The sequence below is a fragment of the Arthrobacter sp. BB-1 genome (genome assembly GCF_006151685.1).
Taxonomy (GTDB): domain Bacteria; phylum Actinomycetota; class Actinomycetes; order Actinomycetales; family Micrococcaceae; genus Arthrobacter.
Map to the genome: position 1 here is coordinate 39,014 of NZ_VDEV01000031.1, position 22,622 is coordinate 61,635.

General features: G+C 64.4%; 19 protein-coding genes and 1 pseudogene. 11 read left to right on the forward strand and 9 right to left on the reverse strand.

All coding sequences use genetic code 11. From position 1 onward, the window contains the following. Positions 1 to 35 precede the first annotated feature (35 nt). Both FHJ30_RS17230 and FHJ30_RS17235 read right to left on the reverse strand, forming a co-directional pair. Complete coding sequence (locus tag FHJ30_RS17230) at positions 36 to 1,298, reverse strand: M20 family metallo-hydrolase (RefSeq protein ID WP_139030491.1); 1,263 nt, start codon at positions 1,296 to 1,298, stop codon at positions 36 to 38. Further along, positions 1,295 to 2,989, reverse strand: coding sequence for an amidohydrolase (locus tag FHJ30_RS17235; RefSeq protein ID WP_139030492.1), 1,695 nt, complete (start codon positions 2,987 to 2,989; stop codon positions 1,295 to 1,297). Before FHJ30_RS17235 ends, FHJ30_RS17230 begins: the two co-directional genes overlap by 4 nt. Before the next feature lie 152 nt (positions 2,990 to 3,141). Between FHJ30_RS17235 and FHJ30_RS17240 the strand changes: the two genes are divergently transcribed. From FHJ30_RS17240 to FHJ30_RS17250, 3 genes are all read left to right on the forward strand, one after another. Beyond that, positions 3,142 to 4,341, forward strand: coding sequence for a helix-turn-helix domain-containing protein (locus tag FHJ30_RS17240; protein WP_139030493.1), 1,200 nt, complete (start codon positions 3,142 to 3,144; stop codon positions 4,339 to 4,341). A gap of 174 nt (positions 4,342 to 4,515) precedes the next feature. Next, a complete protein-coding gene (locus tag FHJ30_RS17245; protein ID WP_139030494.1) occupies positions 4,516 to 5,847 on the forward strand; it encodes an MFS transporter in 1,332 nt (443 codons plus the stop codon). A 107-nt stretch (positions 5,848 to 5,954) separates the two neighbouring features. Next, positions 5,955 to 7,229, forward strand: a complete 1,275-nt coding sequence (locus FHJ30_RS17250) for an ArgE/DapE family deacylase (RefSeq protein ID WP_139030495.1) — start codon at positions 5,955 to 5,957, stop codon at positions 7,227 to 7,229. Between the two features lie 129 nt (positions 7,230 to 7,358). On the opposite strand, the gene FHJ30_RS17255 is transcribed toward FHJ30_RS17250, so the two are convergent. Continuing rightward, positions 7,359 to 8,639, reverse strand: a complete 1,281-nt coding sequence (locus FHJ30_RS17255; protein ID WP_139030496.1) for a wax ester/triacylglycerol synthase domain-containing protein — start codon at positions 8,637 to 8,639, stop codon at positions 7,359 to 7,361. Between the two features lie 124 nt (positions 8,640 to 8,763). Here FHJ30_RS17255 and FHJ30_RS17260 point away from each other — a divergent pair, with 124 nt between their 5' ends. Both FHJ30_RS17260 and FHJ30_RS17265 read left to right on the forward strand, forming a co-directional pair. Continuing rightward, positions 8,764 to 9,339, forward strand: coding sequence for a hypothetical protein (locus FHJ30_RS17260; RefSeq protein WP_228404407.1), 576 nt, complete (start codon positions 8,764 to 8,766; stop codon positions 9,337 to 9,339). Further along, positions 9,336 to 12,200, forward strand: a complete 2,865-nt coding sequence (locus tag FHJ30_RS17265; RefSeq protein ID WP_139030497.1) for an ATP-binding cassette domain-containing protein — start codon at positions 9,336 to 9,338, stop codon at positions 12,198 to 12,200. Before FHJ30_RS17260 ends, FHJ30_RS17265 begins: the two co-directional genes overlap by 4 nt. 31 nt (positions 12,201 to 12,231) lie before the next feature. Here FHJ30_RS17265 and FHJ30_RS17270 read toward each other — a convergent pair whose 3' ends face one another. The 5 genes from FHJ30_RS17270 to FHJ30_RS17290 form a co-directional block, all read right to left on the reverse strand. Then, entirely contained in the window at positions 12,232 to 13,143 is a 912-nt protein-coding gene (locus FHJ30_RS17270; protein WP_139030498.1) for an NAD(P)-dependent oxidoreductase, read from the reverse strand. Positions 13,144 to 13,273: 130 nt separating this feature from the next. Next, a complete protein-coding gene (locus FHJ30_RS17275; protein ID WP_139030499.1) occupies positions 13,274 to 14,551 on the reverse strand; it encodes a TRAP transporter large permease in 1,278 nt (425 codons plus the stop codon). Further along, positions 14,548 to 15,144, reverse strand: coding sequence for a TRAP transporter small permease (locus FHJ30_RS17280; RefSeq protein ID WP_171059114.1), 597 nt, complete (start codon positions 15,142 to 15,144; stop codon positions 14,548 to 14,550). Before FHJ30_RS17280 ends, FHJ30_RS17275 begins: the two co-directional genes overlap by 4 nt. A 13-nt stretch (positions 15,145 to 15,157) precedes the next feature. After that, complete coding sequence (locus tag FHJ30_RS17285) at positions 15,158 to 16,186, reverse strand: DctP family TRAP transporter solute-binding subunit (protein WP_139030501.1); 1,029 nt, start codon at positions 16,184 to 16,186, stop codon at positions 15,158 to 15,160. A gap of 286 nt (positions 16,187 to 16,472) precedes the next feature. Beyond that, positions 16,473 to 17,501 carry a LacI family DNA-binding transcriptional regulator gene (locus FHJ30_RS17290; protein WP_139030502.1) on the reverse strand — a complete coding sequence of 343 codons (1,029 nt, stop codon included), beginning with the start codon at positions 17,499 to 17,501 and terminating at the stop codon, positions 16,473 to 16,475. 258 nt (positions 17,502 to 17,759) lie between these two features. Here FHJ30_RS17290 and FHJ30_RS17295 point away from each other — a divergent pair, with 258 nt between their 5' ends. The 6 genes from FHJ30_RS17295 (at position 17,760) to FHJ30_RS17320 (ending at position 22,293) form a co-directional block, all read left to right on the forward strand. Beyond that, complete coding sequence (locus FHJ30_RS17295; protein ID WP_139030503.1) at positions 17,760 to 19,118, forward strand: NAD(P)H-dependent oxidoreductase; 1,359 nt, start codon at positions 17,760 to 17,762, stop codon at positions 19,116 to 19,118. Between the two features lie 122 nt (positions 19,119 to 19,240). Then, positions 19,241 to 19,552, forward strand: a complete 312-nt coding sequence (locus FHJ30_RS17300; protein ID WP_139030504.1) for a putative quinol monooxygenase — start codon at positions 19,241 to 19,243, stop codon at positions 19,550 to 19,552. Further along, positions 19,552 to 20,088, forward strand: a complete 537-nt coding sequence (locus FHJ30_RS17305) for a gluconokinase (RefSeq protein ID WP_139030505.1) — start codon at positions 19,552 to 19,554, stop codon at positions 20,086 to 20,088. The genes FHJ30_RS17300 and FHJ30_RS17305 overlap by 1 nt, the downstream gene beginning before the upstream one ends. 109 nt (positions 20,089 to 20,197) lie before the next feature. Then, a complete protein-coding gene (locus FHJ30_RS17310) occupies positions 20,198 to 20,500 on the forward strand; it encodes a hypothetical protein (RefSeq protein WP_139030506.1) in 303 nt (100 codons plus the stop codon). Between the two features lie 323 nt (positions 20,501 to 20,823). Further along, positions 20,824 to 22,041, forward strand: a complete 1,218-nt coding sequence (fdhA, locus tag FHJ30_RS17315) for a formaldehyde dehydrogenase, glutathione-independent (protein WP_139030507.1) — start codon at positions 20,824 to 20,826, stop codon at positions 22,039 to 22,041. A gap of 63 nt (positions 22,042 to 22,104) precedes the next feature. Then, a complete protein-coding gene (locus FHJ30_RS17320) occupies positions 22,105 to 22,293 on the forward strand; it encodes a hypothetical protein (protein ID WP_139030508.1) in 189 nt (62 codons plus the stop codon). A gap of 71 nt (positions 22,294 to 22,364) precedes the next feature. On the opposite strand, the pseudogene FHJ30_RS17325 reads toward FHJ30_RS17320, so the two are convergent. Further along, positions 22,365 to 22,622: pseudogene (locus tag FHJ30_RS17325) on the reverse strand (UDP-glucose 4-epimerase GalE); the annotation flags it as partial.

Below are 22,622 nucleotides of genomic sequence, written 5' to 3' on the forward strand. Positions count from 1 at the left end.
GTCCACGTGTGGAGATGGCAACATCAGTGCTCTTCTTAACGCGGGTTCTCCTTTCGTAGGTCCCCCTGGGCCAGCCTGCGCGTCACCTCGGTGAGCAGCTCCATCCCGCGGAGCGCGTCGTCATCGCGGGTGTATTCGGCCTCATTGTGGGAGATGCCCTCCACGCTCGGCACAAATAGCATCACCGTGGGCACCGCGTCCTTCAGGTTTGTCGAATCGTGGCCTGCGACGGTCATGACATCGGCGTGGGTGAACCCCAGATGCTCAGCGCTTTTCCTGCCCAGTTCCACGCCGGCGGGCTGGTAGCCCACGAGTCCCCAGCTGTGCGTCAGTTCCAGGGCGATGGCGGTTCGGGAGCTTTCCGCGGCGTCGATAATCCGCTTGTCCAACAGCGCAACAGCCCGGGCCAGCACGTCCTCGTCCGGGGAGCGGAGGTCCAGGTTCATGAGCACCTGGCGGGCAACCGTCACCGGAGAATTAGGCAGCACGTTCATTTCCGAAACGGAGGTGTGGAGCAAACCAGGTTCGAATTCAGCGGTCAGTTCACGCGCGGCCGTGATGACCAATGCTGCCCCATAGAGCGCGTCACGGCGGTCCTCCATGCGGGTGGCGCCGGTGTGGGACTGGGCTCCATCGACGGTGACACGGTACTTGCTGGCGGCCCAGGTCCGGTGGACGATCCCCACGTCGGTTCCGCTCTCTTCCAGCGTCCTGCCCTGCTCAATATGGATCTCGGCGTAGAGGGCGACGCTGGCCAGTCCAGGCGCTTTCCCATCCGGCCTCCGGTGCCCCCCGGCAAGGGCCTGGCCGACAGTTATGCCTCCGCCATCGATAGTGGCCAGGGCACTCTCCAATGGCATCTTCCCTGTGAAAACGGAGCTTCCCATCATGCTCGGGGCGAACCGGCTGCCTTCCTCGTTGAACCAGTTCACCACCGCCAGGTTGTAGGCGGGCGCCTGGGTTCCGGCCCCGAATTCCTCAGCCACACGAGCACATGCGTACGCTGCGGCCAGCACACCATAGGCGCCGTCGTATCGGCCCGCCAAGGGCTGCGAGTCCAGGTGTGAGCCCACCAAAACGTACGGTGCGCCGGGCTTCAGCTCAACGGTCCCGAACTGGTTGCCGGCGTCGTCCACCGTTTCTTCGAATCCGTGCCGGGCCAGCCAGTCACCGAACCATTTCCGGGTGGCGTGGTCGGCCTGGGTGCCCGCCTGCCGGTCCACGCCGCCGCCGGGTGTGGCACCAAAGCGGGACATTTCCGCGAAATCTTCCAGGAATTGAGTATCAGTGGTGCTCATCGGGTTTCCTTCCCTGTCAATGCTGGTTCAAGCTCTGCCCCGCTGGTCCTGACGGGCACGTTCAGGTGTCCGAAGCGGATCTCGCCTCCTACCACCGTGGCCAAGACTTCAGTGCTCGCGATGTCCGACGGCGCCACGGCGGTGGGGTCCTGGTCCAGGAACACAATGTCGGCAAGAAATCCCGGGGCCAGGCGCCCTTTGACGTCAGCTGTTCCCGTCGCAGCCGCGGAACCGGTGGTATAGGCGGACAGCGCCTCGGCTGCGCTGATCCGCTCATCCGGGCCGTAGATGCCGCCCGACGGCGTGCGCCGCTCCACGAACGACTGCATGACATCGAGGGGCCGGCCTTTGGAGACGGGGCGGTCTGAACTTCCAGGGAGTACCGCGCCCCGATTCAGCAGGCTCTTCGCCCGGTAGGACCAGGCCGTCCTCCTCGGCCCCAACAGCCCGGCCATCCCGTCACCGAACTCAGTGATGAAGTGCGGCTGGGGCACAAGGACGATGCCGGCGGCGGCGATCCGGTCCAGCTGCTCGGGGCGGACCACGCCGCCATGCTCGATCCGGTTGGGCAATCCGTTGAGCCCGTAGCTTTCCTGGGCCTCAGTAATAATCTCTATGGCATGGTCAACGGCATGGTCCCCGATAGCGTGCATCGCGATGGCCCAGCCCGCCCGGTAAGCCTCGAGCGCCGAGGAGCGCAGCTCGTCCGCACCCATCTGCAGGTATCCGTGGTTGTGCGGGCATCCGAGATAGTCTTCGGTCATGTAGGCGGTACTGCCCAGGAGGGATCCGTCGCTGAAAATCTTGACCGGCCCCAGCCTCAGCCACTCATCTCCCAGGCCGGACCGTATGCCGGCATCAAGACCCCGTGACACCGGGTCAGTCGAGTGGCCAGGAACGGCGTGGAGAGCATCCAGGACCATCATCGTCTGCATCCGGACGCTGAGAAGGCCCTTGTCCCGGGCGTTCTGGTAGGCGGCAAACTCGCGGGGCGAGTAGCCGATCCAGCCGCCGGCAATGCCAGCGTCGGTGACACTCGTGATTCCTTCAGAAAGATAGTGCGTGGTGGCGAGGTCCAGTGCCCGCTCAATGGTTTCCAGTGGATACGGCAGCATAATGTCCTGGACCAGCCGCATGGCATTTTCTTCCAGCAGCCCGGTAGGACGACCGTCCGCATCCATGACCACCAGCCCGCCGTCAATGGGCCCGGTGAGGTCCGCGCCGGCTGCCACCCGCGCCAGTGCGGCGCCGTTCAGGGTGCAGGCATGGCCCGAGGAGTGCTTGATCCAGACCGGACGGCCACCGGCCGCCGCGTCCAGGCGGTCCCGGTCCGGCTGCTGGCCCCCGAGCAGCAGAGGGCTGTAGCCCGAGGCCACCACCCACTCGTCCGTTGCCAGCCCTGCTGCGGCCCGGGCGACAATGCGGTACACGTCCTCAAGGCTTGCGGCCTCTCCAAGGTTCGCCTCCATCAGCCCGAGGCCGAACCACACGCTGTGCGCATGGACGTCATTGAACCCGGGAACAACCGTTGTCCCGTCCGCGTCGATGACGCTGTGGGCATACCTGGCAAGATCGCCGTCGGGATCCACCGCAAGGATCTTGCCGTCATGGATGAGCAGGCTATTCGCCCGCGGCCGGGCTGGGTCCTGCGTCAGTATGCGGGCATTGTGGATCAGGAGATCGAAGGGCATGGATCCTCACTGGTGGTCGTCCCGGATGTGGCCCAGGGTCGGGTTGCGTTAAAGCTGCTGCCGTATCATTCAACCCTGGAACATTGCAGCACCCAATGGACAAAAACCGCCGGTTTGGAGCCAATATTTGAGCTTTTGCATAAAATAGTTGCATGACAGCCACAACACAGGGCGAACCCGGCCGCCCTCCGGCGCCACCACGGGAGTTCCGCCTACATGGCTCCAGCGAACCGGAGTGGACCGATCTGATTCAGAAACTGTGGGATCAGCGCCGGTTGCTGGTGTCCGACTTCCTGGAGCGCTTCTCCGCGGTTTCCTACGGGGACGCCCAGGTTCCGGAATGGGACGTCCACCGCACCGCCGTGGACACCATGGACATGTTCCTGCTCCAGATGGCGGGCCTCGAACTTCCGGATGACCTGAAGGCCCTTCCCCGGGAGGTGGCCATCCGTCGCGCACGCCAGGGGGTCCCGCTGGATGCCTTCCTTGAAGCTGTCCGCAATGACTTCCGTGTCCTGTGGAAGGGGCTGGAACGGGTCGCGGGCGAAGAGGGAGTAGGCGCCCTGGTTGCCAACATGGACCGGATCCTGGATACGGTCGAGGGCTACGTCAGCAACATCCAACAGGCCTACGCGGAAGAGGAAGCGCTCCTTACCCGCGACAGGCAGTTGTATCGACAGAGGCTGCTGTCCCGGTTGTTCAACACCGATCTTGACTCCCCGAATGAAGTCGAGGACATGGCCGGGGCACTGGGATTGGATGCCAACGGGACCTTTGAAGTGCTGGCAGTGACGTCAAAGTCACTGCCGCAAGCCCAGCGCCAGTACGCCTCCGACTACCGCACGTGCCTGTATGAAAACGCCGGATCCCTTTATCTCTTCCGCCACCAGCGCAAGGGGAAGACCTGGCAGCAGGAGCACCCGGAATTCCCCGCGGGCTACGTGCCCGACGTCACGGGGCTTGCATCTGTTCCGGCGGCCGCGGCGTCAGCGCTGGCACTGGCCGAGCAGAACGGCACCGGCTCAGGCCTTTCCACGATGCAGGACGCATGGATGCGGATCGCCTCCGGACTGCTGGAAGACACCCTCCCGGGCTTTTCCGATCCCGTGAAGCATGCGCTGGACCGCTGCAGTCCGCACGAACGGCACCGCCTGCTTCAGGTCGCGCGCAGTTACGCCAGGACCGGATCGATCAAGGAGACCGCTGCGGAACTGTACTGCCACCGGAACACCGTAGTGAACCGCCTGCACAGCCTGCAGGATGTGATTGGGCTTGACCTGACAGTGCCAGCGCAGGCCGCCTTGGCACTTGTCTCGCTCAGCCGATACGAAGCCTCCAGCGGCGCTTTGTGAAAATGCCCAATCCGTTCTATAAAACCCGGTGGAAATTGTCATTGTTCAGGGATATAGCACTCTCCTAATCTCGAATAACCATCGCATCTCCGTATGAGCTCCACAGCCCTCGGCCCGTCGACCGCCATGGAAGCGCCGATGCGAATCCCCAACACACGTCCGAAAGGCCCAACAGTGACGACCTCACCTTCAGCACCCGCCGCGGCAGGTGCACCGCCAGCCGTTTCCGGGAAGGACGCGGGCAAGATTGCCCGCGCCGCATTCGTTGGGACGGCGCTGGAGTGGTACGACTACTACCTCTTCGGCACGGCAGCTGCGCTCGTATTCAACCGGCTGTTCTTCACCAACATGGATCCCACAGCCGCGCTGCTGGCTTCCTTCGCCACCTTCGGCGTTGGCTTCGCAGCCCGTCCCATCGGTGCCGTTATTTTCGGCTACATCGGCGACCGCTACGGCCGCCGGCCGGCGCTGCTGACAACCATCGTCATGATCGGAGTGGCCACAGCCTTCATCGGCCTTCTGCCGGACTTTGGGACAATCGGCCTGGCAGCGCCGATCATGCTGGCGGTGCTGCGCCTGGTCCAGGGGCTGGCAGTGGGCGGCGAGTGGGGCGGTGCAGTCACCATGGCCGTTGAGCACGCGCCGGTGGAAAAGCGCGGCCGGTATGCAGCGCTGGTCCAGGTCGGCTCGCCGGTCGCTACCCTGCTGGCCTCCGGCGCATTCGCGGTGGTTTTGCTCTTCCCGTCTGAGGCCTTCGACGCCTGGGGCTGGCGCATCCCGTTCCTCCTGGCCTTCCCGTTGCTGGGCGTTGCACTCTGGATCCGGCTGAAGGTCGAGGAATCCCCCATCTTCAAGGACCTCCTTGCCGAAGGCGAAACAGCCAAGGTCCCGGCGCTTGAAGTCTTCCGCCATGCAGGCGGCCGCCTGGTCGTGGCAGTACTCGCCGCACTGCTCGGCGTCGGCGGTTTCTACATGATCACCACGTTTGTGGTGAGCTACGGCTCAAACACCCTGGGCGTGGACCGCGGCGTCATGGTTAACGCCACGCTGGTGGCGGCGGCCGCCCAGATCGTCGTGACCTTCTTTATGGGCCGCTTGGCCGAAAAGATCGGGCCGGGCAAGGTCACTATGTGGGGCGGCATCCTCAGCGCAATCATGGCCTTCCCCCTCTTCGCCATGATCGACACGAAGTCCCCGCTGATGATTACGTTGGCTATCACCATAGGCATCATCCTCATTGCGGTCGCCTACGCCGTAAACGGCGCCCTGCTGACCGAACTGTTCACGCCAAAGCTGCGCTACTCCGGTGTGGCCCTGGGCTACAACATTGCGGGCGCCACGAGCGGCTTCATGCCGCTGCTGGCCACCGCCATGCTTGGAATCTCCGGCAACCAGTCCTGGGGCGCCGCGCTGATCCTGGTAATCATCTCTTTGCTCACTGCCGTCGGCGGTTTCCTCGGCGAGCGCCTGCGCGTTCAGGACAAGAGGCTCGTTGCCAGCAGCTAACGCCGCCGGCCGCGGATCTTAGGTACGCGGCCGCACGATGCGAGCTCAACCATCAGCAAGTGGGGAGCCGTCCACCGGACGGCTCCCCACTCTTTAGGAGAACGAACATGATCGGTGACGACCACACCCAGCGGATCCTGAACGCCGTTGACGCGGCCTTCGATGCCCAACTCTCCTTTACGCAGGAGCTTGTGAGGCACCCATCACTGCGCACCAGGGAGGGCAGCGCCCAGGACCTGATGCATGCAGCCATGGCCGGCCGCGGCCTTGAGATGGACCGGTGGGAGCTGAACGCCAAAGACCTGTCAACGCATCAAGGCCATGGCGCGGTGACCGTTTCATACGAAGGGGTCACCAACGTGGTGGGCACCTACCGGCCTGCCACGGAACGTGGCCGCTCCCTGATCCTTAACGGCCACGTCGACGTCGTTCCCGAAGGTCCGTCCGAGTCCTGGTCCCGGTCCCCCTGGGACGCTCCCATTATCGACGGCTGGATGTACGGCCGGGGTGCCGGGGATATGAAAGCAGGGCTCGCCGCGAACCTCTTCGCGTTCGATGCCGTACGGGCCGCCGGATTTGAACCCGCGGGCCGCATCCACTTCCAGTCCGTGGTGGAGGAAGAATGCACCGGCAACGGTTCCCTTGCCGCCCTGATGCGCAATTACCGCGCAGACGCTGTGATCATTCCCGAGCCCGAGGATGACATGCTGGTGCGCGCCAACGTCGGCGTGCTCTGGTTCAAAGTACGGGTCACCGGCAGCCCGACCCATCCGCGCGAGATGAACACCGGGTTCAACGCCATTGACGCCGCCTATACAGCCATGTCCGCCTTGCGGGAGGTTGAGGAAAAGTGGAACGCGGACCGTGGCTCGCACCCGTACTTCGAAAATCTGGACCACCCCATTAACTTCAACTTCGGCGGCATCGCGGGCGGGGACTGGCCTTCCAGCGTGCCTGCCTGGTGTGAATTCGATGTTCGGGCAGCACTGTATCCGGGCACCACCGCGGAAGATGCCTGGGCGGAACTCCAGGAATGCCTCGCCCTGCTGGCCGGCGGCGAGGCTCCCATCAATGCTGTCCCCACGAAGACCGGCTTCTTCTCCGAAGGCTACGTGCTGGAACCGGGGAGCGATGCCGAGACGTTGCTTGAACGCACCCACCGGCGCGTTTATGGGCGCGACTTGGCAAGCTTCACCACACCGGGCTATCTGGACGGACGGGTGTTCAGCCTTTATGCGGACACTCCGGCGCTGGTCTACGGCCCCGTTTCGGAGGCTATCCATGGCTTCGACGAGCGTGTGTCTGTGGAGTCGATTCGCAGCATCACCAAGAGCATCGCCCTGTTTATCGCCGAATGGTGCGGTATCGACGAGCGCCCTTAGCCGGTTGCTGCTTGCATCACCCGGAAGTCGGCGCCGGCCCGCCCCAAGTACCTCAAGGGAACAAAGCGGACGACGGCGGTAACCTCCCGCCGTCGTCCGCTCACTCTAAGCTGCGCCGCAGCACTGCGTTCACTTTCCCAGGCGCGCCATCTCCCCGCCCATCGCAGACGCAAAGACGTCGCCCGGCACATGCATCGCGTCGAAGTGGATGCCGCAACACAGGTTGCCGCCGTACGAAACAGCCGCGACACCGAGCCGGACGTCTCCTGCGATAACCGCAACCGGCCAGAGGGCCGTAACGGGGGCTCCCGCGAGATGGAATGTCCCTTTCGGACCCGGCACGTTGGTGACAAACCCGGCAACGAGACGCTGTTTCCGGGAGAGGCGGTCCAGGATCCATGCACCGATCGGCCCGCGCATAAACTCCAACGTGCCCTGGTCCCTCGCCCGCAGCTTCTCCTCCCGGGTCTGCTCGGCGATCAACCGAAGACGCTCATCGGGGTTGGGCTCCCCGAGCGGCAGCTGTACAAGCATGACTCCCACTTGGTTCCGTGCACCCCCACGGCGGCGCAGCGCCACCGGTTCTGACACCGGAAGCCGGGCGGGAACCGGCTCGCCGGCGGCTTCAAGGACCGCCCGGAAGCCGGCCGCCGAGGCGGCCAGGAGTGCGTCATTTACGGTGGCACCCCGAGGGCGCACCGCCGTCGCCAAGGCTTCAATATCTGTCTGGAGAAAAGCGACTCCACGGTGCGCGCTGCGCTCGCCGAGCAGCACCGTGCCGCCCACGCCGTGGCCCCACAGGGTCATCTGGATGCGGCGCAGGCCGATCCAGATCCGCCCCAGGGTCCGGCGTAAGCCGTTCCTGGGCTGGTGCTGCGGCGCCTGCTCCGCCCGGCGCACATGCGCCTCACCCGCCGGCCGCTCCCCCGGTTCCCCGGGGTCAAAGAGCTGCTGCACGATCACCGCCGCTGTCATGCCATCGGCCACCGCGTGATGGATCCGCAGCACAACACCCGGTCCCGCCGCTGAGGCGCCCGGTACCACCAGGACCTCCCACAGCGGGCGGTCCCATGCCAGCGGCTGGCCCATCAGCTCGGCACACTTGTCCTGAAATCCCGCAAGACCATCGACGGGACCTACGAGGCGGATGTGGTGATCAATGTCCGGCACGGATTCCATCCAGTGATGCCGGCGGCCCACTGTGGTTACTCTTTTGCGGAGCGCCGGCAAATCCGCAATCCGTTCGCGGAGAACCGCCCGCAGCCGTGCCATGTCCGGTGTGCCGTCCGGAGCCAGGAAACCGCCCGGCCCGAGCAGGCAGGCGGCCAGGAACACGTTGACCTGCCCGGCGTGGTCGAGCACCAGGTTCGCCTCATCAGCAGGGGCCAGCTTTTGCGTCGCCGGGTGCATGTCTTGACAGTAACTGCGAAATACCGGCTTGTCAGGCCGGGGCCGCGTGCGAACCACTGCAGCCCCAGCGTCACACAACGCCACCGCATCCGGATAAGGACAGCCAACGCCCTACCCTTAACAAGTGACTTTGACTAAGATGCGCACGGCCGCCGCGAGCTCCCTCGCCGCCGCCGGTCTCCTGTTTACCCTCGCCGCCTGTTCCGCTCCGGCCAGCCAGCCCACCACCTCGGCTCCGGCCTCCTCCGCAGCCGCTTCGTCGAGCTCCGCCGCCAGCGCCGCGCCCAGCACGTCCGGGCCCTGCGACGGCGTGAAGGTCATTGTCGATTCGGGCTCCCTGAAGCAGGCCGCGGCCGATAAGAACGTGTGCGTTCCTGTGGAGGGTCCCACCGCGGCGTCCAAGGTGCTCGAAGAAGCCAATGTGAAGACCGTGGGCACCACCCAGTACCCCAACGAGCTGGTGTGCCGGGTTAACGGCGTGCCCGCCGCGGACTTCGAGATCAAGCACAAGGCTGGCACGTACAAGGAAGAATGCACCGGCATGCCCGCCGCCTTCGCCTACTGGTCCCTCTGGCTCAAGAAGGACGCCGGCGCCTGGGAGTACGCACAGGAAGGCCTCGCCACCCTGCAGGTCAGCCCGGGCCAGAGCCTGGAACTGCTCTTCACCGTCGACGGCGAACCGGCCGCCCCCGCGGCATGACCTTTCGACCCGCGCCGTTGCGCGCCGGCATTGCTCTCGCCGTCGTGTTCATCGCGGCGCGGGTCATCTACCGCGTCCTCTTCAACGGCGCGGGCCTTGGCTCGCCCCTCCTGCTCGACCTGCCGGCCATGCGGCTGCCGCCCCCGTACGCCCACGTGGTCTTCCTCGGCCCGGTCACCGGCCCCGGCCTGTGGGCGGCGGTCCTGTCCGCCCTGCCGATTGCCGGGCTCTTTGTCGGTTTCGGGCTGCTGAACGCATTTGTGGATGTGGCCCGCGGCTTTGTGCACCTGGCCCGCCGCGGCCCCATGCAGGGGCTGGCCCGCACGCTCGTCGTGGCATGGGCGGCGCTCCCGGCACTGGCCGACGCCGTCACTTCCGTACGCCTGGCGTTCCGGTTGCGGGGCGAAAAGTTTGGACCCCGCGCCCTGGTGCCCGTGCTTGAACGCACGCTGGAGCACGCCAGCCGCGTTGCCGCCGCGTTGGAGCTGCGCGGCTTCGGGAGCCGGGCGGCAGATCAACGAAGGAACGACGTAGGCGGCCCGCTTCTGGTGCGCGACGCCCGGTTCCGCATTGGTGATGCGGCTGTCCGCGTCGCCGGGTTCGCGCCGCCGAGCGGGTCCATCACTGTCATTACCGGGCCCACGGGCTCCGGCAAGTCCACCATCCTGCGCGGCATCGCCGGCCTGCTTTCCCACGTTGACGGCGGCGAACTCTCCGGCACCGTGCGCGTCGCCGCAGCGGACCGCGCCGCCACGCCGCCGCGCGACACCGCACGCCATATCGGCGTCGTCCTGCAGAACCCCCGCGCTGCCTTCGCCAGCACCCGGGTCCGGGACGAAATCTCCCTCGCCCTTGAGCTGCGCGGCATGCCTTCCGCCGCCATCAAGGCCCGGGTGACGGAGGTCGCCGAACGGATTGGGGTGTCCACGCTGCTGGACCGGAACCTCAGCACCCTCTCGGCGGGCGAGGCCACGCTCGTCGCCATCGCCTCCGCTGTTGTGGATCATCCCGCCCTGCTCCTGGTGGATGAGCCCCTCGCCGACCTGGACAGCGCGGCCCGCGCCCGCGTCATCGCTGTACTTGAAGCACTCGCCCGCGACGCCGGTGTCTGCGTCGTCGTGGCCGAACACCGGGCGGAAGCGCTCGCGCCGGTTGCCGATTCCTGGTGGACCATCGATGGCGGCGCCCTGGTGCCAGGCAGCGCGCCCTCCGCGCCTTTGCACCCGGGCGAGCTCCCGGAACCGCCGGCGGAACCGGTGGGCGTCCCGCCCGTACTGACGGCGGCGAACCTCGCTGTGCACCGCAAGGGCAAGCCACTCGTGCGCGACGCGTCCCTGGCCCTGCACCGTGGCGAAGTGGTGGCCCTGGTGGGGCCGAACGGGGCCGGGAAGTCGTCCCTCCTGGTGGCACTCGCCCTGGCTGAAGGCATCGGTGAAGGAAGTCTAAAAACGTACGACGGCGGCAGGGCCGACGGCGGCCGGGTCGCCCTTGTGCCGGACGCCTCGGACGACCTCTTCACCCGCGACACCGTCGCAGGAGAGCTTCGCGCCGCCGAGCGGCGCCTGGCCCGCCGGACGGGCACCGCGCCCGCGCCCGGTTCGGCGGCGTCGCACCTGGCCCGGTTGCGCGGAGAAGCGATGCCCATTGCCCACGAGCATCCGCGGGACCTTTCTGCCGGAGAGCGAAGAATCCTGGCGATCGCGCTGCAGACAATGGACGATCCCCACGTGCTCCTGATTGATGAGCCGACGCGAGGCCTCGATCCGGCGGCGCGCCAAGCAGTTTCCGCGGCGCTGCGGGCCGCGGCGGATGCCGGCGCCGCAGTCCTCATCGCCACTCACGACCTCAACTTTGCCCACGGCCTCGGTGCCCGGATCCTGCCGATGAGTGACGGCGTCGTACCTTCTGTTGGAACAGAAGCCGCTCCTGCGGATGCCGCCATTGCCCAGCCCGCCGCAACATCACGGATCCCGGCACCCAAGTTCGTCGACGAACCAACTGACTCCCACAGCGCGAAGAAGCCCCGCCACATTCGCATGCCCCGGGGTGTGGAACTCGCCGTCCTCACAGCAGCGAACATTCTGGCCCTCGGGGCGTTCTGCTGGCCGCTGCTTGCCGCGGCCCTCCCGCAGGATGCTGCGGCCGCCCTCCCCTACGCGGCGCTGGCGGTTGCGCCGCTCGCAGCCGTCGCCGTCGTCGTATCCCTCGACGGGTCGGTCCGCTCCGCACACATGGTGGCGCTGCTTGGCGTCCTGGCCGCAGTAGGTTCCGCGGTGCGGGTGGCGAGCACCGGCGTCGGCGGCGTGGAAGCGGTCTTTATCCTGCTGATCCTTGCCGGACGGGCGTTCGGTGCCCGTTTCGGCCTGCTGCTTGGGGCCGCAACCATCGCGGTGTCCAGTGCCCTGTGGGGCGGGATCGGGCCGTGGACGCCGTTCCAGATCTTCGCCTGCGCGTGGGTGGGCGCGGGAGCCGGGCTGCTCCCCCGCCGCGTCCGGGGCAAGGCCGAACTGTGGATGCTGTGCGGCTACGGCATTGTGGCGTCCTACCTGTTCGGCCTGCTGACCAACCTGTGGTTCTGGCCCTTCGCGGTGGGCGCCGGCACCGGCATCTCCTACGAGCCCGGCGCTCCGCTGGCCACCAACCTGAGCAGCTTCCTGCTGTACTCACTGGTGACGTCGACGGCGGGCTGGGACACGCTGCGTGCCGTCACCACCATCATCGGCATCGCCGTGGTGGGGCGGGCAATCCTCGCCGCACTCCGGCGGGTGAAGCCGGTCTCCAGCGGGGGCGGAGGCGCGGGCGGGCGCGCCGCGGAGCCTCAATCCACTCAAGCCAGGGACCGGCTTCAACTCAGGCTCTGAGCACACCGCTGGGAACCTTTCGTGGGGACTTCTAGGTCTCAGTGAGAGCGCTGCTGCGCTGAGCAAGGGTCCGGAGTATCCCTGTGTGGTCAAGGGGGCCGTCGCCCCTGGCGACCATGTCCTCGAAAAGATCCTGGATTGCCGTGGCCAAGGGTAGCTCCAGGTGTGCTGTTTTAGCCGCCCCCAGCACGAAGTTGAGGTCCTTGAGCTGGTTTTGGGCGCTGCCACCACCTGTGAAGTCGCCGTCAATCCATCTGTGCCCTTTTTGGCGCAGCACCTCGGAGTCGGCCAGCCCACCCCGAAGCAGTTCAAGCATCACCGATGGATCCAGTCCCCCGCCGCGCGCGAGAAGCATGGCTTCGGAAACTGCGGTGACTGTCCCGGCTACCACGATCTGGTTGCAGGCTTTGGCGAGTGCGCCCGAACCTCCCGGGCCCATGTACCGGATGGTGCTGCCCATAAACCCGAACACCGGGGTAACCGAGCTGAACGTGTCCTCGTCCCCGCCCACCATGATGCTCAGGGTGCCGTTGGCAGCGCCCACCGTGCCGCCACTGACGGGGGCGTCCAAGACTCGGACGCCGTGTTCGCGGAGCATCCGTTCGCCAAAGGCCGCCACAGCCCCGGGCGAGACGGTCCCGTGCACGACGAGTATCGGCTGGGCAATATCCCGGGCTGTCCATCCGGCTATCAGCCCCTCTTCTCCCGGAAGCAACGATTCGACGTGGCTTAGGTCCGGCAACACGGTGAGAACGATGTCGGCGGCCGCCTCAAAAGGTGAGGTGGCAACGCGGGCGCCCAGGCCCGCAAAGGCTTCAGCCTTCGAAGCAGTCCGGTTCCAGACTGTCAGCTCGCCGTAGCCCTTCAGCAGCCGGCGCGCCATGGGTTCCCCCATCGGCCCTAATCCCATCAGGGCAAGCGCTGGGTGGTCACGTTCAGGCATTGGGATCCTTTAGGGATTAGGGCGTACAGGTACACGGAACAGGACGGGAGACCGCGGCGCCCCAGTGGAACCGGGAGGCATGGTTTTCCTGTTTCTGCGACTGGATGGGACAGCGAACTAAGGGCAGGCGTTACTGTTTGGTCAGGAGGTCAGACGGCCACAGGATGAGCTGCGGGAAGACGGCCAGCATGACGATGGCAATCACCATGACAACGTAGAGCGGCACCGCGGCCTTCACGATCTTCTCCATCGGCAGTCCGCTTACATAGGACGCCGCGAACAGGCAGACACCGACAGGCGGCGTGACCAGGCCAACGGCAAGGGCGGCAACGAGGAAGACGACGAAGTGGATGGGATCCACGCCGGAAGACACGGCCGCGGGCATGAGCACCGGTGTGCAAAGCAGGATGGCTGCGACTTTGTCCATCACGGTTCCGATCATGATCAGGATCAGGCCGATCAACAGCATGACGATGGTGGGGTCGGTGCTGACGCTCAGCAACCAGCTGCTGACCTTTGCCGGCAGGCCGTCAATGGTGAAGATGTAAGAGGCGACGCCGGCGATCATGGCGATGAGCAGGATGGTGCCGGTGGTGAGGCCGGCGTCCACGATCATCTTGGGCATCTGGCGCCACTTCATGTCCCGGTAGACGTAGATGCCAACCAACAGGCTGTAGAAGACGGCGACGGCGGCCGCCTCCGTGGGCGTGACGAGCCCGCTGAACATGCCCACCAGGATGATCACCGGGCCGCCCATAGCCGGGATTCCCCCGAGGACGATCCTCAGGCCCTTCTTGAAAGGCGTCCTTGAGACCTCGCCGTAACCATGGCGTACCGACAGGAAGAAATTCACAATCATCAGGACCATGATCAGGACAATGGATGGTCCAAATCCTCCCGCGAGCGCCGCGCCTACCGAGACGTTCGCGGTCGAGGCGGCGATGATCATGAGGATGCTCGGCGGTATCAGGGAGGACAGGGTAGCGGTGACCATGGTCATTGCTGCCGCGTAGGGGCGCGGGTACTTGTGGTCCGTCATGGCCTTGATCTCGATCTTGCCGAGGCTGACGATGTCGGCCACCGAGGAACCGGAGATGCCGCCGAAGATCGCGCTCGATGCGATGTTCACCTGGCCAAGGCCGCCACGGAAGCGGCCGAAGATGACTTCGGCGCCACGGAAGATGCGGTCCGAAATACCCCCTCCGGCCATGAGGTTGCCGGCCAGGACGAACAAGGGGACAGCAACCAGCAGGAAGCTGTTCATGGAGCTCATCATGGACTGGGGCAACAGGTCCAGGGGGATGTCGAAGATCAGCAGCGTGGCGATGACGCCAATGCCGAGTGAGACTGAGAGCGGAACGCCCAGCAGCAGCAGGAGGAGGAAAATGCCCAGGAGGGTCAGGCTCATGCGATCATCTCTCCTTGGAGGATCCTCTTACGCAGGTACGGGGAGAAGTAGACGGTCGTGATATGGGCGACGATGGCGAGTGCCGCGCTGATCACCAGGGGCAGGGTTACCAGGAACATCTTCAGTCCCAGGGCAGGACTGGACTCTCCGGCGGCGTACTGCTGCAGCATCAGTTCCCAGGTCTTGTAGAGCAGGACACTGAAGAACACGGTCCCGCAGATGGCGTAAAGATGCATGCTGACTTGCTTAAGCCACGCTGGTCCCCACGCCACCGCGAAGTTCACCCGCGGGTGCACGGCGGCCCGGAAGCCTGCTGCCATCCCCAGGAAGGTGGTGTCCATGAACAGGAAACGGGTCAGTTCCTCGGTCCATGGCAGCGAGGCTCCCATCTGCCGGCTGACCATCTGGGCAGCAAGGCTGAGCAGCATCGCGGTGATTCCGACGAAGAGGAGAGCATCCACGGCCTTCCAGATCAGACCATGAGGTTCCGAGACTTCGCTTACCGGAACCACCTTGATGTTGTCTTCGGCCGCCTGATGTTCGGTCCCCCGGGTTGGGGCGGTTCCATCCTGCGCTGAACTCGTCTCCTGCACTGGACCCGCCACCTTAGCGTCCGAGGAATTCAAGGCTTGACTGGACGAATTCCTTGCCCACCTTGCCCTCAAGCTCGGGGTAGACCTTCTGCGCTGCCGCCTGGAACCTTTCCCTGGCTTCGGGCGTCAGCTCGTTGATCTTCACGCCTTCGCCCTTGAGCTTGTCGAGGGTTTTGGTGGCTTCGTCGTTGTCATACTTTGTCTTGAAGCCAGCGGTCTCGTCTGCAGCTTCCTGCAGGACCTTCCGGGTGTCCTCATCGAAGGAGTCCCACTTCTTCTTGCTGAACCCGAGGACCAGGGCGTCGGAGATGTGGCCCGTCATGGAGAGGTAGTCCTGGACTTCGAAGAACTTGTTGTTGACTGGAACTTCCAGAGGGTTTTCCTGGCCGTGGATCGTGCCGAGCTGCAGGGCGGTGTAAACCTCTTTGAAGTCCATCGGCGTCGGGTTGGCGCCCAGTGAGCCGAAGAACTTAACCCAGAGGTCGTTCTGCGGTACGCGGAGCTTCAGGTCCTTGAAGTCCTCGGGCTGGGTGATGGGGCGCAGCGCGTTGGTGGTATGCCGCGGAGTACGGGTCAGCATGGAAACGCCCTTGATTCCCAGCTTGTCCAGTGAGCCCAGCAGTTCCTTGCCCGGCTTGCCTTCAAGGTACTTGGTGACCTCCTCCGAGTCCTTGAAGAGGTAGGGAAGGCTGATGGCATTCATTCGTGGCTCGAAGGACGCGTAAACCGAGGTGGACATGATGGTCGAGTCCAGCGTGCCGTTTCCAAGCAGGTTGACGGCTGCGTTCTGGTCTCCGCCAAACAGCGTGCCATCGGGGAACGTCTCGACCTTGATCTTGCCGTCGCTCAGTTCGGCAACCTTCTCGGCGAAGTGCTTTGCGGAGACGCCCATGGAAGAGGCTGCGGGGTCGCCGATACCGAGGCGGACCGTGGTGCTGGGTGCGCCGGCGCCGGGCGCCCCGCCCCCGCCGCAACCGGTGAGGACAGTAGTAACGGTGAGTGCGACGGCCACAGCTGCGGCGGCCAAGGTGCGTTTTGGCATCTGATTCTCCTTTGAATACTTGCTCGTTCCTGGCCTATACGGACAGGGGTACTGATGCTTTGATGGCGGTGATCAAGGCGTACTGGGCTGTGCGGATATGGTCGAGAAGGCTTGCTCTTGCTTGTTTCCCGGCCCGCTTGCCCAGCGCCTTGCAGATAGCGATTAGGGCGTGCAGGTACACGCCTAGAGAACTTAGTGGAAGATTTCGGCCCCAGTGGAACCGGTACACTTTTTTACCACAGGCAGGCGCGGCTGTAAACATTGAGGAGCGTACGACAGCTTCGTATTACTTCGCTAACTGCAGCCGGGCAACGCTGGACCGTTCGACCAGTTCGGCAGCGACGTGTATGACGTTGGGTTTTCCCGACGTCTTGCCCTGCGTGTTGGACAAGGCGAGCTGCACGGAATGCCGGGCGAGCAGATCTATGGGCTGCCTGACGATTGTCAGCGGCGGGGTCACGAGTTCGGTCCAGGGTGAATCTTCAAAGACGATGACGGACAGCGTCCCGGGGATGTCGATTCCTGCGTGGGAGAGGCGCCGCAGGACTTCGGTTACCTGGGCGGTATTTGCCACCACCAACGCGGTGGGCGGGTCCTCGATGCTGAGCAGCGCCGACGCTGCATCTCCTCCCGCCGATCCGCGGAACGCGGCGTGCCGTATGAGGAGCTCATCCTGATCCAAGCCGGCCGTTTCCAGGGCTTGCCGATAGCCGGCAATCCGGTCCCTGCCGGTAGTGGAGGAAGCCGGTCCGGAGATGATCCCGATGCGGCGGTGGCCGTACGCTGCGAGCAGCGCCGTGGCAGAGCGGGCGGATTCAAAGTTGTCGATGCTGACAACATCAACTTCAGGGAGCGACGGTATCGATCGATCGACAAACACCACCTCGGTGCCCAGATCCTGGAGATGCTTCCAGGTGGCCAGGTTGTTGCCCGTCGGCGTCGCGATAATCCCACTGACCCTGCGTTCGATCAGTGTCGCCAGACGTTCGGACTCCAGCTGATCATCCTCCTGCGTTGTCATCAGCAACACCTGGATTCCGCGCGAGTGCGCTTCCTGCACCACCTGGTCGGCCAGCCTGGCGAAAAAGGGGTTGGAGACGTCGGCGAGCAGCAGCCCCAGGGTTGTAGGCGGGCCGAATTTAAGCTCCCTGGCTGCGGTGCGGGGGTGATAGCCGAGGTTCTTCATCACGTCGTTCACCCTGCCGCGGGTAGCTGCAGCGACGGGACCCGACCCGGGGTTCAGCACCCGGGAGACCACCGCAACGGACACCCCGGCCGCCTGGGCAACATCGCGGATGGTCGGTTGTTTCTGCACGCCTACTCCTTGCCTGGCACTTCGTTGGACATCCGGAAACCTTTTTCAGCCTGGGGCTTGACCTTGAGCCTATCCCTGTGACATAAAAGTGTACCGGTTCCACTTATTTTACCTTAGTTCGGTCCCGCTTGTTCGGCAGCCTCACTACCAACGGGGGCAAGCCGCAAGGTCAGTAAGTAGAGCCCCCAAAGCTGCGGTCAACCTCAGACCAGCCCGCAACCCTTCCGGAACAGCGCCGTATCCCTTGAAAGGCAACCCATGAATCTGCACCACCTCCTGTCCCAGCGCGAAGCCGACGGAAAACCCATCCGGGTCGGTCTGATCGGCGCCGGACGCTACGGAACGATGTACCTGGCCCAGGCAAACAACATTCCCGGGATCCACGTTGTCGCCATCGCAGACATTAACGTCAAGCGCGCTGAAGGTGCTTTCGAACTTGTTGGCTGGCCCAAGAACCAGATCGCCCCCGACATAGCAACCGCGCTGCGGGACCGCTCAACCGCGATCGTGGCCAACGCTGACGAGCTTTTCGACGTCGACATCGACATCATCGTCGAAGCCACCGGCAACCCCATCGTTGGTGTCAAGCACGCCCTGCGCGCCATTGAAACGAAGAAGCACATCATCATGGTCACGGTCGAAGCCGACGCGCTGGCAGGGCCCGCTCTTGCTAAGCGGGCAGAAGCAGCCGGTGTTGTCTACTCGATGGCATACGGCGACCAGCCGGCCCTCATCATGGAACTTGTCGACTGGGCCCGCACCAGCGGATTCGACGTCGTCTGCGCCGGCAAGGGCGCCAAATTCCTTGAGCACTACCACGAGATGAACCCGGACAACGTCTGGGAAAACTGGGAATTTTCCAAGGAACTCACCGACTCCGGGCAGCTGAACCCCAACATGCACACCTCCTTCCGCGACGGAACCAAGGCCGCCATCGAAATGGCCGCCGTCGCCAACGGGGCAGGACTGGTGCCCTCTGACACCGGACTGACGTTCACCCCGGGAGACGTTGAGGAAATCGCCACCATCTGCCGCCCCGCCGACGTCGGAGGAGCCCTCGCACACGAAGGGACCGTCGATGTCATGTCCAGTGTCAACCGCGACGGCACCTGGATCCCCCACAACACCCAGGAAGGCGTTTTCGTTGTCGTGAAGGCAACGAACGCCTACGTCTCCGGCTGCTTCAACGAATACCCCTGGCACCCGGACCCCACCGGCCAGTACGCGGCCCTGTACCGTCCCTACCACTACGTCGGCCTGGAACTGAACCTATCCATCGCCAACGCCGTCCTCCGCGGAATCCCCACAGGTTCGCCCATCGGATTCTTCGGCGACGTTGTCGCCACCGCCAAGAAAGACCTCAAAGCCGGTGAGTTCCTCGACGGCGAAGGCGGATACACCGTCTGGGGCCAACTCGTTTCAGCGAAGCACTCCGTCACTACCGGCGCACTGCCCGTCGCGCTGGCCCACCACGTGGAACTCCGCAATGACGTAGCCAAGGGTGGGATCGTCCTCTGGGAAGACGTCATCATGGACGACTCACTCGCCCAGGCCCTTGAACTGCGCCGCGAAACCGAGGCCCTTGCCCTTGAGGAAAACCTCGCCGCCAGCAGGTAAGTCTGAAGAACACCCTGCGGATGTTCGGCGCGGACCGACGGACTTTTGCCGTCGGTCCGTGCCGCGTCCCCAAGGGCCCTCTCACGCCCTCACGGCACCCCTAGCACCAGGAGAACCCCATCATGACCATCGTCGTTACCGCTGCTTTCAGCCCGAAGGAAGGGGCCTTCGACCAGGTCGTAGCCGCTCTCTCCCCCGCCATCAGCGAAGTACACCAGGAACCCGGTTGCCTGCTCTACGCGATCCATGAAGCCCCAAACAACCAGATCCTCATGATTGAGAAATGGGAATCCGCTGCGCTGCTGGATGCCCACGGCGAAGGTGAACCGGTCAAACGCCTGAATGCTTCCCTCGAAGGCCTGCTGGAAAAGCCTGTCGAAGTGACCCGGATGGTTCCGATCCCCGCAGGAACAGCACAACAGGGAGCGCTGTAGTGCACAGCCCCATCGTCGTCATGGGCGTATCGGGCTCAGGAAAGAGTACCGTCGGCGCCGCCCTCGCAGCCCGGCTCGGAGCAAGGTTCAAGGACGCTGACGACCTGCACCCCTTGCCGAACGTCGAAAAAATGGCAACTGGCACACCGCTCACCGATGAAGACAGATGGCCCTGGCTTCGCCTTGTCGGCGCAGAACTCGCGGCCGAACACCCCCACGGGATCGTGGTTGCCTGCTCGGCCCTCAAACGCGCCTACCGCGACGCTATCCGCGCAGCCGCTCCCTCTACCCGGTTCATCCTCTTAACTGTCGACCCTTCGGTACTGAAGGAGCGGCTGGTCCAGCGTCCAGGACACTTCATGCCTCCATCTCTGCTCACCTCACAGCTGGAGACACTTGAGGCCCTGGAAACAGCCGAAGCCGGAATGGCAGTGACATCCGAAGGCGGCATTGAAGCAGTCACCGATCTGATTCTCGCAAATCTGGGCCAAGGACAGCTCACAGTACCCGCCGGTGCTGATCAGAATGCAAGATGAGTTTCTAATCATCGACTTGGGCTTCAGCAGCTCGGTTACCTTGCGGCGGTCCTCCGTGCCCCGGCCCGCGGGGTAGCCGAGCGAGAATCGCTCGCCGCGGTACTCGAGTTTGAGATACGCTGCCGTGTCCTTCGGCTCCTCGGCCGCGACGCTCATCTTCGGGCGGGTGCGTGTGTACGAGCCCGGCGCGCCGCTTAGCACCAACCCCAGCAGCTTCCTGCTGTACTCGCTCGTGACGTCGACGGCGGGCTGGGACACGCTGCGTGCCGTCACCACGGTCATCGGAATCGTTGTGGTGGGCCGGGCGATTCTAGCCGCGTTCCGGCGCGTGAAGCCGGTGGCTGGCGCGGGCAGGCACGCAGCAAAGGCTGATTCCACCCAAGCAAAGGACCGGCTTCAACTCAAGGTCTGAGGACCCCGCCAAAAAGTACAAGCCGCGGAGGCGTTCGTGCACTAATTCTGCATGGATATCTTAAAAATCTTGCGCTTTTGTTGCAGCTCCTGTGACCCTAGTCTCATCAGTACAAGCTCTTCCACTGCGGGCCGTCGCCCTAGGGAAGGAAGAGCTGTGCCGTGTCCGTGAAGGGTGCTTCGATGGCGTGGAACCTGGGGAGGTATCCCCATCGAAGCACCGTTCTCGGGCAACGGACCAGCGCCGGCAACTTTGCCAGACCAAGTGCAAGGCCATCCAATCGGAAGGCCCTGCACCACATACCCCTACCAAAAGGAGTGTCCATGTCAGGAAACAGAGCCGTTGCCTACAAAGAACCCGGTGTCGTCGAAATCATCAACACCGACTACCCGACATTGGAACTCAGGGATGGGCCCGGCGTTAATCCGGCCAATGTGGGCCGAAAAGTGCCCCACGGCGCGATCCTGCGTACCGTGACCACGAACATCTGCGGCTCGGACCAGCACATGGTTAGGGGCCGGACCACGGCCCCCAAGGACCTCGTCCTTGGCCACGAAATCACCGGCGAAGTGGTGGAGGTCGGTCCGGACGTGGAGTTCATCAAGGTGGGAGACATTGTCTCTGTACCTTTCAATATCTCCTGCGGGCGTTGCCGGAACTGCAAAGAGCGCAAGACGGGCATCTGCCTGAACGTCAACCCTGACCGCCCGGGCAGCGCCTACGGTTATGTGGATATGGGCGGCTGGGTGGGCGGCCAGGCCGAATACGTGCTGGTCCCCTACGCTGACTGGAACCTGCTGAAGTTCCCGGACCGCGACCAGGCCCTGGAAAAGATCATGGACCTGACCATGCTCTCCGATATTTTCCCTACAGGCTTCCACGGCGCCGTCACTGCGGGAGTGGGCGTTGGGTCCACCGTCTACATTGCCGGTGCAGGCCCAGTGGGCCTCGCGGCAGCCGTCGGCGCGCAGCTGCTAGGTGCCGCCGTCGTCATTGTCGGTGACATGAACGAAGACCGGCTGGCTCAGGCCCGCTCCTTCGGCTGCGAAACGGTGAACGTCACCAAGGGCGATCCGAAGGACCAGATCGAGCAAATCCTTGGCGTGCCCGAGGTGGATTGCGGCGTGGACGCCGTAGGGTTCGAAGCCCGCGGTCACGGGAAGGACGCCTCCCACGAGGCCCCGGCCACCGTGCTGAACTCCCTCATGGACATCACCGCTGCAGGCGGGGCCCTTGGGATTCCCGGCCTCTATGTCACCGGCGACCCGGGTGGAATCGACGACGCCGCAAAGCACGGCTCCCTGTCCCTGTCCCTGGGCACCGGATGGGCAAAGTCCCTGTCCTTCACCACCGGCCAGTGCCCCGTGATGTCGTACAACCGCCAGCTGATGATGGCGATCCTGCACGACAAGGTCCAGATCGCCAAGGCCGTAAACGCCACAGCAATCCCGCTTGAGGACGCACCGCGCGGCTACGCAGAATTCGACGCCGGTTCGGCAACGAAGTTCGTGCTCAACCCGAACGGATACGTCAAGGCGTAGAAACCCATCTGGCCCGTGCCACCGGCGCGCATCCACTCTCCCTGCATCAGCAAAGGTAATTTCATGACCCATCGCAACGACCAAGAATCAATTCTCCGCCTGAGCAGCAACGGGAAGGAGCATGGTGACATTCAGCTCGAAGCATCGAGTCCCGTGACCGTTCGGCTGCAGCTGGATGGTGGCTGCAATTGCCAGCATGGTGCTCAAAATCGTCCCGGTTCGTACGTTGACAGCGACCTCGGCATCCGCTGACAGCATTTAGAAGTACGACGCCGGCCGCCCACCTTCCAAAGGTGGGCGGCCGGCGTCGTTAATCACCGGTCTCAGGAGGTGTAGCCCTGGGGGTTGTTCTTCTGCCAGCGCCAGTGGTCCTCGCACATCTGGTCCACGATTTTGGTGGTGGACCAGCTGAGGTCGGCGAGGGCGGAGGTTGCGTCGGCCCAGAAGGCGGGGAGGTCGCCGGCGCGGCGGCCGGTGATTTCGTAGGGGATGGGCTTGCCCACGGCTTTTTCGAAGGAGCGGAGGACTTCAAGGACGGAGGAGCCCTTGCCGGAGCCGAGGTTCCAGCGGAAGACGCCGGC

Bases quoted from the DNA above. Each gene is read 5' to 3' on its own strand.
- FHJ30_RS17230 (WP_139030491.1), bottom strand. From the start codon at position 1,298: ATGAGCACCACTGATACTCAATTCCTGGAAGATTTCGCGGAAATGTCC.
- FHJ30_RS17235 (WP_139030492.1), bottom strand. From the start codon at position 2,989: ATGCCCTTCGATCTCCTGATCCACAATGCCCGCATACTGACGCAGGAC.
- FHJ30_RS17240 (WP_139030493.1), top strand. From the start codon at position 3,142: ATGACAGCCACAACACAGGGCGAACCCGGCCGCCCTCCGGCGCCACCA.
- FHJ30_RS17250 (WP_139030495.1), top strand. From the start codon at position 5,955: ATGATCGGTGACGACCACACCCAGCGGATCCTGAACGCCGTTGACGCG.
- FHJ30_RS17255 (WP_139030496.1), bottom strand. From the start codon at position 8,639: ATGCACCCGGCGACGCAAAAGCTGGCCCCTGCTGATGAGGCGAACCTG.
- FHJ30_RS17265 (WP_139030497.1), top strand. From the start codon at position 9,336: ATGACCTTTCGACCCGCGCCGTTGCGCGCCGGCATTGCTCTCGCCGTC.
- FHJ30_RS17270 (WP_139030498.1), bottom strand. From the start codon at position 13,143: ATGCCTGAACGTGACCACCCAGCGCTTGCCCTGATGGGATTAGGGCCG.
- FHJ30_RS17275 (WP_139030499.1), bottom strand. From the start codon at position 14,551: ATGAGCCTGACCCTCCTGGGCATTTTCCTCCTCCTGCTGCTGCTGGGC.
- FHJ30_RS17285 (WP_139030501.1), bottom strand. From the start codon at position 16,186: ATGCCAAAACGCACCTTGGCCGCCGCAGCTGTGGCCGTCGCACTCACC.
- FHJ30_RS17295 (WP_139030503.1), top strand. From the start codon at position 17,760: ATGAATCTGCACCACCTCCTGTCCCAGCGCGAAGCCGACGGAAAACCC.
- FHJ30_RS17300 (WP_139030504.1), top strand. From the start codon at position 19,241: ATGACCATCGTCGTTACCGCTGCTTTCAGCCCGAAGGAAGGGGCCTTC.
- fdhA (WP_139030507.1), top strand. From the start codon at position 20,824: ATGTCAGGAAACAGAGCCGTTGCCTACAAAGAACCCGGTGTCGTCGAA.
- FHJ30_RS17320 (WP_139030508.1), top strand. From the start codon at position 22,105: ATGACCCATCGCAACGACCAAGAATCAATTCTCCGCCTGAGCAGCAAC.